The sequence below is a fragment of the Nonomuraea thailandensis genome (assembly GCF_024172165.1).
GTDB lineage: Bacteria > Actinomycetota > Actinomycetes > Streptosporangiales > Streptosporangiaceae > Nonomuraea > Nonomuraea thailandensis.
Genome location: NZ_JAMZEB010000002.1, coordinates 8,823,081 through 8,839,030, shown reverse-complemented (window position 1 = coordinate 8,839,030; position 15,950 = coordinate 8,823,081). Strand labels below are relative to the sequence as shown.

The following is a 15,950-nucleotide window of genomic DNA, read 5'->3' as shown; positions in this document are numbered from 1 at the left end:
TCAGGAGAGAACGGCGGCCAGCGGGGCCAGCTCCGGCTCCTGTGCCGCCTCGTCCAGCACCTCCTTCAGCACGGTGTCGTGCGTCGGCCGCGCCCGCTCCAGCAGCTCGCGCCCGGCCGGCGTGACCTCGGAGTAGATGCCGCGGCGGTCGTCCTCGCACAGGTAGCGGTGCAGCAGCCCGCGGTTCTCCAGCCGGGTCACCAGGCGCGTGGTCGCGCTCTGGCTGAGCACCACGGCCCTGGCGAGCTGCTGCATGCGCATGTGCCAGCCGTCCTGCCTGGCCAGCGCGTCGAGCACGGTGTACTCGCTCACGCTGAGCTCGTGCTCCTTCTGCAGGCACTTCTCCAGCCGGTCCTCGATCTTGGCGTGCAGCGCCGCGAGGGTGCGCCAGCCCTGGGCACGTGCCTCGACGGCGTCATCGGCGATGGGCATGTGACAGCCTCCTCCGGCATGGTTGTATGGTCAGTTAGTCGGCGTGTGCAAATAATGTCCACGCTCACTAACGTCGTCTGAGGAGAATTCTATGCCTCTCGCCCTGTTCGCCCTCGCGATCAGCGCCTTCGGCATCGGAACCACGGAGTTCATCATCAACGGGCTGCTGCCCGAGCTGGCCGCGGACTTCGGCGTGACGATCCCGGCCGCGGGCCTGCTCGTCTCCGGGTACGCCCTCGGCGTGGCCGTCGGCGGGCCGCCGCTGACCATGCTCGGCGGGCGGCTGTCGCGCAAGACCATGCTGCTGGCCCTGATGGTGCTCTTCATCGTGGGCAACCTGCTGTCGGCGCTGGCCCCCTCGTACGGCGTGCTCATGACCGGCCGCTTCCTGGCCGCCTTCGCCCACGGCGCCTACTTCGGGGTCGGCTCCGTCGTGGCCGCCGACCTGGTGGCGCCGCAGAAGCGGGCCAGCGCGATCGCCCTGATGTTCACCGGCCTGACACTGGCCAACGTGCTCGGCGTGCCGCTGGGGACGTGGATCGGGCAGGCGTTCGGCTGGCGGGCCACGTTCTGGGTCGTGGTCGCCATCGGCGTGGCCGGTCTCATCGGCGTCCTGGCCCTCGTGCCGCGCCAGCCGCGGCCCTCCGGCGGCGGCCTGCTGCGCGAGCTCGCGACGTTCCGCAAGGCCGGCGTCTGGCTGGCGCTCGCCATGACCGTCTTCGGCTTCGCGCCCGTCTTCGCCGTCATCACCTTCATCGCGCCGATCATGACCGGCGTCGGCGGCTTCTCGCCGGGGGCGGTGCCGGTGGTGATGGCCCTGTTCGGCGTCGGCCTCGTGGCCGGCAACCTCATCGGCGGCAAGCTCGCCGACCGGGCCGTCATGCCGTCCATCTACGGCTCGGTGGGCCTGCTCACCATCCTGGCCGTCGTGGTGGCCCTCGTCTCGTCCAGCCAGATCGCCTTCGTCGTGGCCATCACCCTCTTCGGCGTGGCCGCCTTCGCCACCGTCCCGCCCCTCCAGACCCGCGTCCTGGACACCGCCGCAGGCGCCCCCACGCTGGCCTCGGCCGCCAACATCGGCGCCTTCAACCTGGGCAACGCCATCGGCTCGTTCGCCGCGGGCCTCACCATCGACGCAGGCCTCGGCTACACGGCCCCCGCCTGGACGGCCGCCTTGCTGGGCCTGGTGGGGCTGGTCGTCGCGGGGGCGGCGGGTATGCAGGCCCGGCGGCTGGTGCCTGCCTGAACGCGATCAGGGTCGGCACGGCGGGGGTGCCGTGCCGGCCCCGCGGGTCGATCAGTCGAACAGTTCGTCGACGCTGGTGGCTGTGACGGCTCTGCCGATCCATGTCGTCAGGGTTGCCTGGTCGGTGCAGGCCAGGATGCGTTCCTGTGTTTCGTGCGGAACGGGAACGCCCCGCTTGTCGAGGATGACGAGGATGGCCTTGGCCTCGCCCTTGGCCTCGCCCTTGGCCTCGCCCTGTTCGACCCATTGGCGGACGAAGGGGTAGTCCATCAGGTGTTCGATGTCTACGCTCATCTCGAGCTCCTTGCAGATGATCTTGCCGATGGGCCGGGGCACCGAGCTGAGTACAAGCTCAATATAGCTTGGCCGGTCCCTCGGGCCTTGCACGATGGCCTGGACATATGCGTGCAAGATCTTGTGAAGACGTTCAGTCCCGTCGTTGCAGTGGGTGATCACCGAGAGGGTGGCCAGTTCGGCGTTGGCGGAGGCTTGTGTGGCGTCGATGATCTCGGGCACGTCCTTCGAGCTCACGACGATGGGTCTGAGTACCCATCCTGGATGTCCCATGTCGATGGCTTCCGAGCAGGCCCTGGCTGTCGCGGCGTCCTGGCAGAAGACCAGGAGCACCACCGGGCACTTCGTACGTGCCCGGAGCGTGCTCAGATAGACCGGCCAGGACCATTGTTTGCGCTTGTCGGGCGCTCTTTGGATCTCCAGCACCACGGCGTGCACCGTCTCTCCGCCTTGGGTCATGACGACCACCGAGTCGGCGCGATACTCCGTAGGTCTGCAGTCGGTGAAGTCGGTGTTTCCCAGCGTCAGCTCATCGAAGGCCGGAACGGCGACGCCCATCTCCGCCAGCAGGAAAGTGACCAGAGATGGGCGGTTGCGGACGAGCTCGATTAGGTACTCATGTTCTAATGTCGGCGACATGGCGAACACATTACCGAATGTTGTCGCTCCATCACATGGAGTTAGCAATTCCTCCGTTTTCGTGAGCGATCAGCCACTCCTTCACCGGTACGCCGTAGTAGTACCCCCCATATCCCCCCGAGCTGGGCAACACCCGATGGCAAGGTACGAACGGCGCGATCAGGTTCTGCGCACACGCGGACCCAGCCGCCCGAGCCGCCGTCTTGGGCATCCCCGCCCGCTCCGCCAGCTCCGCGTACGAAACGGTCGTCCCCGCCTTGACCTCCCGCAACGCCGCATGCAGCCGCTTACGCGTGGCTGAGCCGGGCTGCGAGACCGGGACGGCGTCCAGCGCGTCCAGGTCCCCGGCGAAGTAGGCGCGGGTGGCCTCGGCGGCCAGGCCGAGATCGTCCACGACCTCCAGGCCCTCGGCCTGGAGCGCGGGCGTGAGCCGGACGAACATCTCCGTCGGGTCGGCGGTGAAGCCGGCCGCGACGAGCACTCCCTCGCGGGCAAGCAGGGCCAGCGGGCCCACCGGCGTCGGGACGAGCTGAGCAGCGATCATGAGGAGCTCCAGAGGTGCAGGGCGGCGTACGCCCGCCACGGGCGCCACCGCTCGATGTGGTCCTGGGGGATGCCCAGGGCGGCCATGCGCTTGTTCAGGACGAGGTCGCCCGTGGGCCACGCGTCCGGGTCGCGCAGCGCGCGCAGGGCGATGTAGCTGGCTGTCCACGGGCCGATGCCGCGGACAGCCAGGAGTTCGGTGACCGCCTCCGCCGGGTCCTGCCCGCCGTCGAGGTCGAGGTGGCCCTCTTCGAGGCGGGCGGCGAGGTCCTTGAGGGTGTCGATCCGGCGGTTGGTCAGGCCGAGGCCGGTCAGGTCGGTGTCCAGGAGCCGGGCGGGGGTGGGGAAGAGACCGTCCGGCGCGGCGGCCCTGGCGACGATGCGGCCGAGCAGCGTGCGGGCGCCGGCCACCGAGATCTGCTGGCCCACGACCGCGCGCACGGCCAGCTCGAACCCGTCGAACGCCCCCGGCACCCGCAACCCCGGCCGAGCCGTGACGAGCGGGCCGAGCGAGGTGTGGCCGAGGGTCTCCGAGATGGCCTCGGGGTCGGCGTCCAGGTCGAGGAGGCGGCGGCAGCGGGCCACGACGCGGGCGAGCTGGCGGGTGTCGTCCACGGCCACGTCCAGCGCGATGTGCCCGCGCTGCGGGGTGAGCGTGATCGTCCCGCCCGGCACGGCTCTGGCGTAGGAGGCGTGGTCGGCGACCTCCAGCCCGGGGATCGCCCGGGAGGCGAGGAAGGCGAACACCCCCTCCACGTCGTACGGTTCCCGCCGGTGCAGCCGCAGCCGCAGCGTCGCCGCCCCGGTGCCCTCGACCGCCCGGGGCCCGGCCGTGGCGCGCAGCTCGCTCGGCGTGAACCCGTACGTCTCCCGCATCGTGGCGTTGAACTGCCGCACGCTGCCGAACCCCGCCGCGAACGCCACCTCCGTCACCGGCAGCCCCGTCTCGGTCAGCAGCTGCTTGGCCAGCAGCAGCCGTTTGGTGCGCGCCACCGCCAGCGGCCCGACCCCCAGCTCGGTCACGAACAGCCGGTGCAGGTGCCGCTCGGTGATGTGCAGCCGCTGGGCGAGCCCGGCGACGCCCTGCTCGTCGGCGGCCCCGTCGTCGATCAGCCGCAGCGCCCGCCCGACGAGGTCGCCGCGCAGGTCCCAGCCGGGGTCGCCGGGCGACAGCTCGGGCCGGCAGCGCTTGCAGGGGCGGAACCCGGCGGCCTCCGCCGACGCCGCGTGCCGGTAGAAGCGCACGTTGCGGGCCGAGGGCGTACGGGCCGGGCAGATCGGGCGGCAGTAGATGCGCGTCGTCGTCACCGCCGTGTAGAAACGGCCGTCGAACCGGGAGTCCCTGGCGGAGACGGCCCGGTAACAGGAGTCGAAATCGAGCTCGAGTGGTGACATGTCTCCGACAGTATGCGCTCCCCAAGGAGACTGACTGGCGGAAATCAGACACCACCGTTCATGGCTCGTGGCGCAGCGGCGAGCGTACGTACGGCAGCCAGCTCAGGGCCATGACGGCCGCGCCCAGCGCCAGCGCGGGGCCGGTGCCCCACAGCTCGCCGACGGCGGCGGCGAGCAGCCCGCCCGCTCCGAGCGCGCCCGTCAGGAGCAGCCGCATCGTCGCCGTCATCCTGCCCAGCATGGCGTCGGGCGTGACCCGCTGCCGCAGGCTGACGAGCAGCACGTTGTTGAGCCCGGTACGGAACGTCAGCACGAACCACGCCACCGCGCTCGCCCACACCCACGGCCCGCCCGCGCTCAGGAACGGCACGACGATCGCGGCGGGCGTGGTGACGAGGCTGGTGAGCCAGGCGGCGCGCCCGGTGCCGAGCCGGCGGCCGATGGCGTGCGCCGACGACGATCCCGCCAGCACGCCGAGCCCGCCCACGGCCAGGTACGCCCCGAGCACCCACTCGGGCTGGCCGAGCTGCCGCACGATGACGACCGGGAGCAGGACGGAGCAGAGCGGGAACGCCAGGTTGGCCATGGTGCCCTGGAGCAGGGCCGTGACGAGGATCGGGTTGCCGAAGAGGAACCGGACGCCTTCGGCGATCCGCCTTCCCATCGGGTCGGGCTCCCGCGCCGTCGTCCGGGGTTCGGCGACGCCGCGCAGCCAGGCCGCGGACCACAGGTAGCTCAGCGCGTCCAGCAGGATCGCCACCGGCGCGCCCGCCACCTGCACGAGCACCCCGGCGGCGCTGCGCCCCGCCACGTCCATCCCGGCCCCGGTCCCGACCAGCAGCGTGTTCGCGGCCGTCAGCCGCTCCCGCCCCACCAAGGCCGGCACGATGCTGTACGAGGCCACGTCGAACAGCAGTGTCCCGGCCCCGACGAGCACCGCGACCAGGTACAGCTGCCCCATCGACAACCATCCGCCCCACCACGCCACCGGGATCGACAGCAGCGCCCCGGCCCGCAGCAGGTCGGTGGCGATCATCACGGGACGCCGCCTCACCCGGTCCACCCAGGCTCCGGCGGGCAGCCCGAGCAGCAGCACGGTGAGCGTCCCGAGCGCCGCGAGGAGCCCGACCTCGCCCGCGCCCGCCCCGAGCGCGGTCACGGCGAGCAGGGGCAGCGCGACGTAGCTGATCTGGGATCCGAGCTGGCTCACCGCGCCGGCCAGGAACAGGTTGCGAAAGCCGCGGACGCTCAACAGCGGCTCATCCATCGCTGGCGTTGACATGTCCGCCACGATGGTGAAATGTCGGCAATGGTGCCATCGATTAAGTGAGCCGCGAATCCAATGGCCCTCGACCTCGTCTTCACCGCCCACGACATCGCGAACACCCGCTTCGCGATCTCCCCGCTGGGCGAGGTCGTGGCCAGCGTGCGCGTGCTGAAGGACCCGTCCGCGCACCCGCTCCTGCGCCCCTGGGCCGAGCAGGTGCGCCGCCGCCTGGCGGACGTGCAGTGGCGGTTGCTGGCCGACCTCGTCCCGGTGCCGACGATCACGATCGCGGGCTTCACCTGCACCCCGCCGTCCACGTCCATGCCGGACCTGGAGCTCGAACTCGCCACCATGCGCGGCGCGGCCGCCCGGGTGCGCCCGGATCTGGACGAGGTGCCCGGTCCGCGCACGAAACGGGTGCAGGCGCTCCACGACGACCCGGAGAAGGGGCTGGAACGGCTGGCCGCCGAGGTCACGGACTACTGGCAGGCGGCGCTGGCTCCGTACTGGCCGCGCATCAGGGCCCTGCTGGAGGGCGAGATCCTGTACCGGGCCAGGCTGCTGGCCGAGGGCGGCGCGCAGCGCATGCTGGCCGACCTGGACGAGGCCGTCACCTGGCACGACGGGAGGCTGAGCATCCGGCACCGCCACGTCTCCGGCGAGCGCCCGCTGCGCGGCCTCGGGCTGCTGCTGGTGCCGAGCGTGTTCGTCTGGCCGAAGGTGTTCTCGGTGACGGTGCCGCCGTACCAGCCGACCGTGCGGTACGCGCCGCGCGGCGTGGCGACGCTCTGGGAGCGCCGCGAGCTGGAGCCGCCGCAGGCGCTGGCCGTCGTGCTGGGCAGGACCCGCGCGCGGCTGCTGGCCGAGCTCGACCAGCCGGCCTCCACCCGCGAGCTGGCCCGGCGCGCCGGGCTGTCGGAGCCGGGCGCGAACCAGCACCTCACCGCGCTGCGCAGGGCCGGCCTGTGCACGGCACACCGGACGGGGCGATACGTCCTGTACGCCCGCACGGCGATAGCCGAGGCCCTCCTGGACCCCGGCCCCCGCGCCTACTTGGACGAGACGCCCACCCCCAGATCGAACTCCCGGTAGACCCGCGCCCAGAACCCGTCACGCAGCCACACCCGCGCCTCCGGGTAGGGCCGCAGCGAGTGCCCGAGCTCCTTCTCCGCCTCGATCAGCAGCTCGGTGTCGATCACGGTGGGCAGGATGGGGCCGGGAAGCAGATCGCGGATGTTGTCACGCCCGCGGGTCAGTATCCACTTCTGGGCGACGTGCTCGCCCACGTCCTCCACACGCGGTCTGCTCGGCCCCAGCTTGGCGACCTGGCCGGGTTTCGCGTGCGGCTTGACGGGGGCGCGCCCGGCGAAGACCTGCGCGGGCGAGGGAGCGGCGGCCGGCGGAGTGACGGGAACGGGCTGGGGAGCACGGCTGAAAAACGGTCTTAGGAAATCGGCGCTGATCACTTCCACGGTGTCGGACTCCCACACCAGGCGCTCGGCCTGGTTGGTGCCGTAAGGCGGCTCGACGCCCCACAGGTGGATGCGCACGCCGTACGCCTGCGCGGCCTCCACCGCCGGGACCATGTCCTCATCACCCGCCAGCAGGATCGTGTCAGTGACCGCGTGATGCCTGGCCAGTGCCTCCAGATCGCTCCGGATCTGCGCGTCCACACCCTTCTGCTGGCCGCGGGCGTTCAGGTTGCCGAGCCGCACCTTGACCCACGGGAGCTGAGCTATGACACGCTGGTCGACGGTGGGCACGCGATCACGGGCTGCGTCATACCAATAGATCCGCAGAAGCTCGCCCGAAATGCGTTCCTCTGCATGTTTCTGTAGACTCTGGATGAGCTCATCGGCGGCCACCCGATATTCCTTGCGCTCCTTCGCGCCCAGCAGCACTTCACCTGCCGCCGCGTACAGATAACCGACATCCACTAGGACGGCGTACTTGGCTGCCACAGGATGCGGCATGAGGTCTGGGATGGCCATGTCGTCCTCCAGGCCGCGGTGTTAGTTGATCGGCCGACTATATACGCCTACTTTCTCTAGATAGTCCCAACTCCCGGGGAACTTGACACCCGATTCCCAGGATCTATCTAGGGTAGTGCGCTCATCCGCCATGCCGACTTCCCTGGTGCGACAGGCTTACGCATGGCTCTAGCCGGGTTTCGCCATGTTTGTCTTCTCGGCGTACGGCTCGGCTCCGGTTCGGCGCGGCGGGAGGCCAGGACGGCCGCGAGCGCCGCGATCTCCTCCGGCGTGGCGTCCCCTCGGACTATGCGCAGGTGCGGCGTCATAGCGGAATGTTCCCATGCTTCTTCGGGGGCAGCGTCATCCGCTTGTTCCGCAGGGCGCGCAGCGCCCGGATGACCTGGGGCCGGGTTTCGGACGGCCGGATCACCGCGTCCACGTAGCCGCGCTCGGCCGCGATGTACGGGTTGGCCAACGTGTCCTCGTACTCGGTGACCAGAGCGGCCCGCTCGGCCTCGGGATCCGCGGCTCCGGCCAGCCTGCGACGGTGGAGGATGTTGACCGCGCCCTGCGCGCCCATGACCGCGATCTGCGCGGTGGGCCAGGCCAGGTTCACGTCCGCGCCCAGGTGCTTGGAGCCCATGACGTCGTACGCGCCGCCGTACGCCTTGCGGGTGATGACCGTGATCAGCGGCACGGTGGCCTCGGCGTAGGCGTACAGGAGCTTGGCGCCGCGCCGGATGATTCCGTTCCATTCCTGATCGGTGCCGGGAAGGAAACCCGGTACATCTACAAAAGTCAGGATTGGAATATTAAAGGCATCACATGTTCGAATAAATCTTGCGGCCTTCTCGGATGCGTTGATATCCAGACATCCAGCGAAATGCATGGGCTGGTTGGCCACCACGCCCACCGGCTGGCCGTCCAGCCGGCCGTACCCGACCACCACGTTCGGCGCGAACAGCGCGTGGACCTCCAGGAACTCCCCGTCGTCCAGCACGTGCTCGATCACGTGGTGCATGTCGTACGGCTGGTTCGGCGAGTCGGGGATCACCTCGTCGAGCTCCGGGTCGGGATCGAGCTCCGCCGCGGGCTCGTACGCCGGGGCCTCGTCCAGGTTGTTCGACGGCAGGTACGACAGCAGCGCCTTGACGTACTCCAGCGCGTCCCGCTCGTCGGAGGCCTCGTAGTGGGCCACCCCCGACCTGGTGTTGTGCGTGTGGGCCCCGCCGAGCTCCTCGAACGTGACCTCCTCGCCCGTCACCGTCTTGATCACGTCGGGCCCGGTGATGAACATCTGCGACGTCTGGTCCACCATCACCACGAAGTCGGTCAGCGCGGGGGAGTAGACGTGGCCGCCGGCCGCGGCGCCCATGATGAGCGAGATCTGCGGGATCACGCCGGAGGCGTGCACGTTGCGCTTGAAGATCTCGGCGTACAGGCCGAGCGCGACCACGCCCTCCTGGATGCGCGCGCCGCCGCCCTCGTTGATGCCGATGATCGGGCAGCCCGTCTTGACCGCCAGGTCCAGCACCTTGACGATCTTCTCGCCGTACACCTCGCCGAGCGAGCCGCCGAACACCGTCACGTCCTGGGAGAACACGCACACCTGCCGGCCGTCGACCGTGCCGTGCCCGGTGATGACGCCGTCGCCGTACGGCCTGCGCTCGTCCATCCCGAACATGGTGGACCGGTGCCTGGCGAACTCGTCGAACTCCACGAACGAGCCCTCGTCCAGCAGGGCGAGCACCCGCTCCCTGGCCGTCATCTTGCCCTTGGCGTGCTGCTTGTCGACCGCCGCCGACGAGCCCGCGTGCACGGCCTCGTCGAGTCGCCGCTCCAGGTCGGCGATCTTCCCAGCGGTGGTGTGAACATCCGGCCGTTCCGGCATCTCCTCCGCAGTGCTCATGCGCGCAAGGCTAGCCCCTCCTCCTAGAGTGGAGCCATGTCGGACGCGGTTCGCACGCACGCCCTGTTCAAACGCTACGGGCAGCAGATCGCCGTCGCGGGGGTGGACCTCGTGGTCCCCGCCGGGAGCTTCGCGGGCCTGGTCGGGCCCAACGGGGCGGGCAAGACGACCACCCTCAGCATGATCACCGGGCTGCTCCGTCCCGACGGCGGCTCCGCCGAGGTGGACGGGTTTCACGTCTGGCGCGACCCCGTCGAGGTCAAGGCGCGCATCGGGGTGCTGCCCGAGGGGTTACGGCTGTTCGAGCGGCTGTCGGGGCGCGAGCTGCTCCTCTACAACGGCAGGCTGCGCGGCATCCCCAAGGCCGAGGTCGAGCAGCGCGCGGGCGAGCTGCTGGCCGTGATGGACCTGGCCGACGCCGCCGACAAGCTCGTCGTCGACTACTCCACCGGCATGCGCAAGAAGATCGGCCTGGCCGCCGCGCTGCTGCACAACCCGTCGGTGCTCTTCCTCGACGAGCCGTTCGAAGGCGTCGACCCGGTCAGCGCCAACACGCTGACCGAGGTGCTGCGGCGCTTCACCGCCTCCGGCTCCACCGTCATCTTCTCCAGCCACGTGATGGATCTGGTCGAGCGGCTGTGCGACTGGGTGTCGGTGATGAGCGCGGGGCACATCGTCGCGCAGGGCACGCTGGCGGACGTGCGCGGCGACCGTCCCTCGCTCAACCAGGCCTTCCTTGAGCTCGTCGGCCGTTCCCCGCACAGCGGCGGCGAGTCGGGCCTGACCTGGCTCGGCGCCAGGCCGCCCGAGGCCGGCTCGTGAGCACCGTCGCGCTCTTCGCGCGGCTCAAGCTGCGGCTGATGGCCGGCAACCTGCGCGGTGACCTCCAGCGCAAGCTCGGCTTCATCTTCACCCTCGTCGCCGCCGCCGGGCTGGCCGTGCTCGGCTTCTTCCTGATGAGCCTGCTGCGGCTGGCGCCCCCGGACATCTCCTCCTCGCTCGTGATCGTGGCCTTCGCCTCCTTCCTGTTCGGCTGGATGGTCGTGCCGCTGATGGCGTTCGGCCTGGACGACACGCTCGACCCGGCCAAGCTGTCGCTGTTCCCGCTGAGGACGCGCCGGCTGGCGGTCGGCCTGTTCACCGCGTCCGTGACCGGCGTCTGGCCGGCGGCGATGCTGATCGTGACGTTCGGCGCCCTGGTCGGGCTGGCCTCCGGCGCGGGCGGCTGGCTGCTCGGGGTGCCGGCCGTGCTGGTGCAGTTCGCGCTGTGCGTGGTGGCGTCCCGGCTGATCACCACGGCGCTGTCCAGCGCGCTGCGCACCCGTCGCGGGCGCGACGTGCTGGCCGTGGCCGCGCTGCTCGTCGTGCTGCTCGCCCAGCTGCCCAACCTGCTGATGAACGGCGGCTTCGGCGACCCGGCGGCCATGCTGCACGCGATGGCGGCCGTGCTGCGCTGGACCCCGCCCGGCATGCTGGCCCACGCCATCGCCGACGGCGGCCTGGCCGGGCTGGCCGAGGTGGTCCTCGTGGCGCTGCTCACCGTGGCGCTGGCCTGGCTGTGGATCAAGGCGCTCGCCCGCGCCCTGGTCACGCCCGACGTCTCCACCCAGGCCGCCTCCGTACGCAGGGAGAGCGGCCTGATCGACCGGTTCCTGCCGGACGGGCCGCTGGCGGCGGTGGTGACCAAGGAGCTGAAGTACATCAGGCGCGACCCCCGCTACCGGGTGGGCTGGTTCAGCGCGGTCCTCGTGACGATCGTGCTGTCGTTCTCCCTGACCAGGACGGCCGAGGCCGGCGCCGCCATGCCGATCACCCTGTCCGGCGCGGGCGCGCTGATGATCGCGTTGCAGTCGATCAACGCGTTCGGCATCGACGGCCGCTCGCTCTGGATGAACGCCGTCGCCTTCGGCTCCGAGCGCGGCCTGATCACCGACCTGGCCGGCCGGCACCTGGCCAACGCGCTGGTCGCCGTGCCGCTGATCGCCGCCATCGCCGTCGCGACAGGCCTGCTCGCCGGGCAGCCGGGCGCGATCCTGCCCGGCATGCTGACCGGCTGGGGCGCGCTCGGGATCGGGCTCGGCGTCGGCTCCGTGACCAGCGTGGTGCTGCCGTACACCGCGCCCGAGCGGATGAACGCCTTCAGCGGCGCCGCCCCAGGCCAGGGCGGGCTGGCGTTCGCCTCCGCGATGGGGGCCACGGTCGGGATCGGACTGCTCGCGCTGCCGATCGTGGTGCCGCTCCTGTTCGGGCTCCTCTGGGTGTCCGTCCTGGCGCCGTTCTACGGCCTGCTGGCCGAGATGCTCGGCCGGCGGCTGGCCGCCAGGATCGGCTTCGCCCGTACGCCGGAGCTGCTCGCGGCCGTCTCGAAGCCCACGTGACCAGTGGTCTAGTCCAATAACTGAGACCGGTCTACGTCGGCCGGAACCGACTCGATACCCTTCGAAACATGATTGACCAGGGGCTCGAGCGTCGCAGTGCCGCCGTAACCGAGATGCCGGACGAGCTACGCCACGATGTGCGTCTGCTGGGCAAACTGCTCGGCCAGGTGCTCGCCGAACAGGGTGGCGAGGACCTGCTGGCCGATGTCGAACGGTTGCGCAAGGCCGTCATCGCGGCGCGCAAGGGTGAGATCTCGGCCGACGTGATCACCGAAATGGTCGCCGGATGGGAGATCGAGCGGGCCGTGGCCGTGGCCCGCGCGTTCACCTGCTACTTCCACCTGGCCAACCTGGCCGAGGAGCACTACCGCATCCGCACGCTGCGGGAGCGGGACGCCGAGGGCAGGGTGCAGCGCGAGTCGCTGGCACAGGCCGTGCACGAGCTCGGGCACGAGCGCGTCACCGAACTGCTGGAGGGCCTGGAGCTGCATCCGGTGCTCACCGCGCACCCGACGGAGGCGCGCAGGCGCGCCGTCGTCACCGCGATCCAGCGCATCAGCGGCCAGCTGACCGAGTACAACGCGCCCGGACGCGGCGCCTCCGAACGCGCCGAGAGCAAGCGCCGCATGCTGGAGGAGATCGACCTCCTGTGGCGTACGGCCCAGCTCCGCTCCACCAAGCTGGACCCGCTCGACGAGGTGCGCACCGCCATGGCCGCCTTCGACGAGACGCTGTTCCGCATGGTGCCGCAGGTCTACCGCTCCCTCGACGCCGCGCTCGACGAGCGCACCGGCACCCGCCCGCCGCTGGCCAGGCCGTTCATCCGGTACGGAAGCTGGATCGGCGGCGACCGCGACGGCAACCCCAACGTGACCTCCAAGGTCACCCGCGAGACCATCCAGATCCAGTCCGAGCACGTGCTGACGGCACTCGAGACCGCCTGCACGCGCATCGCCCGCACGCTGACCGCCTCCGCCCAGTTCGCGCCCTGCTCGGCCGAGCTGCGGACGGCCCTGGCGGCGGCCGTGGACGGCCACCCCGACGTGGTGTCCGAGCTGGCCACCCGCTCGCCGCGGGAGCCGCACCGGCAGTGGCTGCTGTTCGTCGGCACGCGCATCGCCGCCACCCGCCGCCGTGACCTCGACCTGGCCTACCGCTCGCCCGCCGAGCTGCTGGCCGACCTGCGGCTGGCCCAGGAGTCGCTGGCAGCCTCGGCGCCGCGGCAGGCGTACGGGGAGTTGCAGCACCTCATGTGGCAGGTGGAGACGTTCGGCTTCCACCTGGCCGAGCTGGAGGTGCGCCAGCACTCCCAGGTGCACGCGGCGGCCCTGTCCGAGCTGCGGGCCGGTGGCGAGCTGTCGGAGCGTACGGAGGAGGTCCTGGCCACGATCCGGGTGATCGGCTGGATCCAGGAGCGCTTCGGCGTCACCGCCTGCTCCCGCTACGTCGTCTCCTTCACCCGCTCCGCCGAGGACGTCGCGGCGGTGTACGAGCTGGCCAGGCACGCGCTGGGCGACCGGGCGCCGGTGCTCGACGTCGTCCCGCTGTTCGAGTCGGGCCAGGACCTGGCCAACTCGCCGCACGTGCTCACCGGCATGCTCGACATCCCGGAGGTGCAGCGGCGGCTGGCCGGCACCGGGCGGCGCATGGAGATCATGCTGGGCTACTCCGACTCGGCCAAGGAGCTCGGCCCCGCCGCCGCCACCCTCCGCCTCTACGAGGCGCAGGAGGAGCTGACGGCCTGGGCCGCCGAGCACGACGTGCAGCTGCGCATGTTCCACGGCCGCGGCGGCGCGCTGGGCCGCGGCGGCGGCCCGGCCAACCGCGCGGTGCTGGCCCAGGCGCCCGGCTCGGTCGCGGGCCGCTTCAAGGTCACCGAGCAGGGTGAGGTCATCTTCGCCCGCTACGGCCACATCGCGATCGCCCGCCGCCACCTGGAGCAGGTGGCCAACGCCGTCCTGCTGGCCTCCTCGCCCACGGTCGGCGCCCGTACCGCCACCGCCGCCGAACGTTTCCGCGGCCTGGCGGAGCAGGTGGCGACGGCCTCGGAGCAGGCCTACCGGGCGCTCACTGAGGCCCCCGGCTTCCCCGAGTGGTTCGGCCTGGTCAGCCCTCTGGAGGAGATCGGCACCCTGCGTCTCGGCTCCCGCCCGGCCCGCCGCGGCCTCGGCGCCCCGCGCTCCCTCGACGACCTGCGCGCCATCCCCTGGGTCTTCGCCTGGGCCCAGACCCGCGTCAACCTCCCCGGCTGGTACGGCCTGGGCACCGGCCTGGCCGCCGTCGACTCCCTCGACGAGCTGCGGGCGGCCTACGCGGAGTGGCCGCTGTTCAACGTCATGCTGGACAACGCGGAGATGTCGCTGGCCAAGACCGACCGCTCCATCGCCAAGCGCTACCTGGCGCTGGGCGGCAGGGAGGACTTCGCCCAGCGGGTGATGGAGGAGTACGACCGGACCCGCGAGCTGGTGCTGCGGGTCACGGGGCACACGCGGCTGCTGGAGAACCGCAAGGTGCTCTCGCGCGCCGTCCAGCTCCGCGACCCGTACGTGGACGCCCTGTCGCACCTCCAGCTCCGCGCGCTGCGCGCGCTGCGCACGGAGAACCCGTCGGACCAGGAGCGCGACCGGCTCTCCACGCTGCTGCTGCTGTCGGTGAACGGGGTGGCGGCGGGCCTGCAGAACACCGGCTGACGCCACGAGAAGGCGCCCCCCCCGAGCGAGGGGGGCGCCTTTTTTCGTGCCTAGCCGATGCTGCGGAAGAAGGCGATCACGTCCGAGGTGAGGGCCTCCGTGGCGGTGTGCGCCGTGTAGTGGCCGCGGGCCGGGGCCGGGAGGGTCTTCCAGGAGACGATGCCGGCGTGGTCGCGCTCGGCGAAGCGGCGGATGGACTTGAAGTCGCCCTCGCCCATGGCCAGCGCCGTCGGCACGGTCGTCGGCTCCTTGGGCTGCTCGGCGCGGGAGTTCTCCCAGTAGAGGCGCAGCGCCGAGCCGGCGGTGCCGGTGAGCCAGTGGATGGCCGCGTTGGTCACCACGAAGTCGTCGTCCAGGTCCTCGTCGAAGAGCTGGGCCAGCCAGCCGACGAGGCCGGCGGGCGAGTCGACGATGGCGTGCGCGAGCGTCTGCGGCTGCTGCGACTGCAGCACGTTGAACGCGCCCTTCTCCTTCCAGAACCAGTCGAGCACCGCCAGCCCCGCCTGGTCCTCCTCGCTCAGCTCGGCGAACTCGGCCGGGTCGCCCGACGGGAAGGAGAAGATCTGCGTGACGTGCACGCCCACCACGTGCTCCGGGTCGATCCTGCCGATCTCGGGGGAGATCATCGAGCCGCCGTCGTTGCCGACCGCGCCGTAGCGCTCGTAGCCGAGCCGCGCCATCAGCTCGGCCCAGGCCCTGGCGATGCGCTGGTTGTTCCAGCCCAGCTCGCGCGTCGGGCCCGAGAAGCCGTAGCCGGGCAGCGACGGGATGACCAGGTGGAAGTGGCGCGACAGGGGCTCGACGGCGCGCAGGTACTCGGCGATGGAGCCGGGCCAGCCGTGGGTGAGGATCAGGGCGAGCGCGTCGGGGTTGTCGGAGCGGACGTGCAGGAAGTGGATGTTCTGGCCGTCGATCTCGGTGGTGAACTGCGGGTGGGCGTTGAGCCGGGCCTCCACGGCCCGCCAGTCGAAGCCGTCGCGCCAGTGCGTGACCAGCCGCTTGACCCGCTCGACGCTGACGCCCTGGTCGGCGCCGGGGATCTCGTCGGCGAAGCGGGTCAGGGCGAGACGGGCCTGGAGGTCGTCGAGGTCGGTCTGGGGGATCTCGACGCGGAAGGGGGTGATGCTGCTCATGATCTGACCTCCAGAAGGAACGGAATGTTTCGTTCTGTTCTAAGAGTAACA

14 protein-coding genes are annotated in these 15,950 nt (G+C 71.0%); 5 read left to right on the top strand and 9 right to left on the bottom strand.

Annotation, left to right across the window (positions count from 1 at the left end):
• Window positions 1-432, bottom strand: a complete 432-nt coding sequence (locus HD597_RS44340; protein ID WP_253751982.1) for a MarR family winged helix-turn-helix transcriptional regulator — start codon at window positions 430-432, stop codon at window positions 1-3.
• A gap of 91 nt (window positions 433-523) precedes the next feature.
• Here HD597_RS44340 and HD597_RS44335 point away from each other — a divergent pair, with 91 nt between their 5' ends.
• The gene (locus tag HD597_RS44335; RefSeq protein ID WP_253751979.1) at window positions 524-1,678 is read left to right on the top strand and encodes an MFS transporter; all 1,155 of its coding nucleotides are present in this window, start codon (window positions 524-526) and stop codon (window positions 1,676-1,678) included.
• 51 nt (window positions 1,679-1,729) lie between these two features.
• Here HD597_RS44335 and HD597_RS44330 read toward each other — a convergent pair whose 3' ends face one another.
• Genes HD597_RS44330 through HD597_RS44315 form a run of 4 tightly spaced genes read right to left on the bottom strand, consistent with a single transcriptional unit; the run spans window position 1,730 to window position 5,831 of the window.
• Window positions 1,730-2,620, bottom strand: a complete 891-nt coding sequence (locus HD597_RS44330) for a hypothetical protein (protein WP_253751976.1) — start codon at window positions 2,618-2,620, stop codon at window positions 1,730-1,732.
• A gap of 22 nt (window positions 2,621-2,642) precedes the next feature.
• The gene (locus HD597_RS44325; RefSeq protein WP_253751973.1) at window positions 2,643-3,155 is read right to left on the bottom strand and encodes a methylated-DNA--[protein]-cysteine S-methyltransferase; all 513 of its coding nucleotides are present in this window, start codon (window positions 3,153-3,155) and stop codon (window positions 2,643-2,645) included.
• Window positions 3,152-4,549: a DNA-3-methyladenine glycosylase 2 family protein gene (locus HD597_RS44320; RefSeq protein ID WP_253751970.1), complete on the bottom strand. Its 1,398-nt coding sequence runs from the start codon at window positions 4,547-4,549 to the stop codon at window positions 3,152-3,154. Before HD597_RS44320 ends, HD597_RS44325 begins: the two co-directional genes overlap by 4 nt.
• A gap of 58 nt (window positions 4,550-4,607) precedes the next feature.
• Window positions 4,608-5,831 carry an MFS transporter gene (locus HD597_RS44315; RefSeq protein WP_253751967.1) on the bottom strand — a complete coding sequence of 408 codons (1,224 nt, stop codon included), beginning with the start codon at window positions 5,829-5,831 and terminating at the stop codon, window positions 4,608-4,610.
• A gap of 60 nt (window positions 5,832-5,891) precedes the next feature.
• Here HD597_RS44315 and HD597_RS44310 point away from each other — a divergent pair, with 60 nt between their 5' ends.
• Entirely contained in the window at window positions 5,892-6,908 is a 1,017-nt protein-coding gene (locus tag HD597_RS44310; RefSeq protein ID WP_253751964.1) for an ArsR/SmtB family transcription factor, read from the top strand.
• Here the strand turns inward: HD597_RS44310 and HD597_RS44305 are convergent.
• The 3 genes from HD597_RS44305 to HD597_RS44295 all read right to left on the bottom strand — a co-directional run bounded on the left by HD597_RS44305 (window position 6,866) and on the right by HD597_RS44295 (window position 9,698).
• A complete protein-coding gene (locus HD597_RS44305) occupies window positions 6,866-7,807 on the bottom strand; it encodes an NYN domain-containing protein (RefSeq protein WP_125632505.1) in 942 nt (313 codons plus the stop codon). The two genes, HD597_RS44310 and HD597_RS44305, sit on opposite strands and share 43 nt — an antisense overlap.
• Before the next feature lie 107 nt (window positions 7,808-7,914).
• A complete protein-coding gene (locus tag HD597_RS44300) occupies window positions 7,915-8,115 on the bottom strand; it encodes an acyl-CoA carboxylase subunit epsilon (RefSeq protein WP_253751962.1) in 201 nt (66 codons plus the stop codon).
• On the bottom strand, window positions 8,112-9,698 hold the full coding sequence (locus HD597_RS44295) for an acyl-CoA carboxylase subunit beta (protein ID WP_253751959.1): 1,587 nt from the start codon (window positions 9,696-9,698) through the stop codon (window positions 8,112-8,114). Before HD597_RS44295 ends, HD597_RS44300 begins: the two co-directional genes overlap by 4 nt.
• Window positions 9,699-9,734: 36 nt before the next feature.
• Here HD597_RS44295 and HD597_RS44290 point away from each other — a divergent pair, with 36 nt between their 5' ends.
• From HD597_RS44290 to HD597_RS44280, 3 genes are all read left to right on the top strand, one after another.
• Window positions 9,735-10,520, top strand: coding sequence for an ABC transporter ATP-binding protein (locus HD597_RS44290; RefSeq protein WP_253751956.1), 786 nt, complete (start codon window positions 9,735-9,737; stop codon window positions 10,518-10,520).
• The gene (locus HD597_RS44285; RefSeq protein WP_253751953.1) at window positions 10,517-12,076 is read left to right on the top strand and encodes a hypothetical protein; all 1,560 of its coding nucleotides are present in this window, start codon (window positions 10,517-10,519) and stop codon (window positions 12,074-12,076) included. The genes HD597_RS44290 and HD597_RS44285 overlap by 4 nt, the downstream gene beginning before the upstream one ends.
• A gap of 68 nt (window positions 12,077-12,144) precedes the next feature.
• Entirely contained in the window at window positions 12,145-14,766 is a 2,622-nt protein-coding gene (locus tag HD597_RS44280; RefSeq protein ID WP_253751949.1) for a phosphoenolpyruvate carboxylase, read from the top strand.
• 50 nt (window positions 14,767-14,816) lie between these two features.
• On the opposite strand, the gene HD597_RS44275 is transcribed toward HD597_RS44280, so the two are convergent.
• On the bottom strand, window positions 14,817-15,899 hold the full coding sequence (locus HD597_RS44275; protein ID WP_253751946.1) for an epoxide hydrolase family protein: 1,083 nt from the start codon (window positions 15,897-15,899) through the stop codon (window positions 14,817-14,819).
• Between the last annotated feature and the right edge of the window lie 51 nt (window positions 15,900-15,950).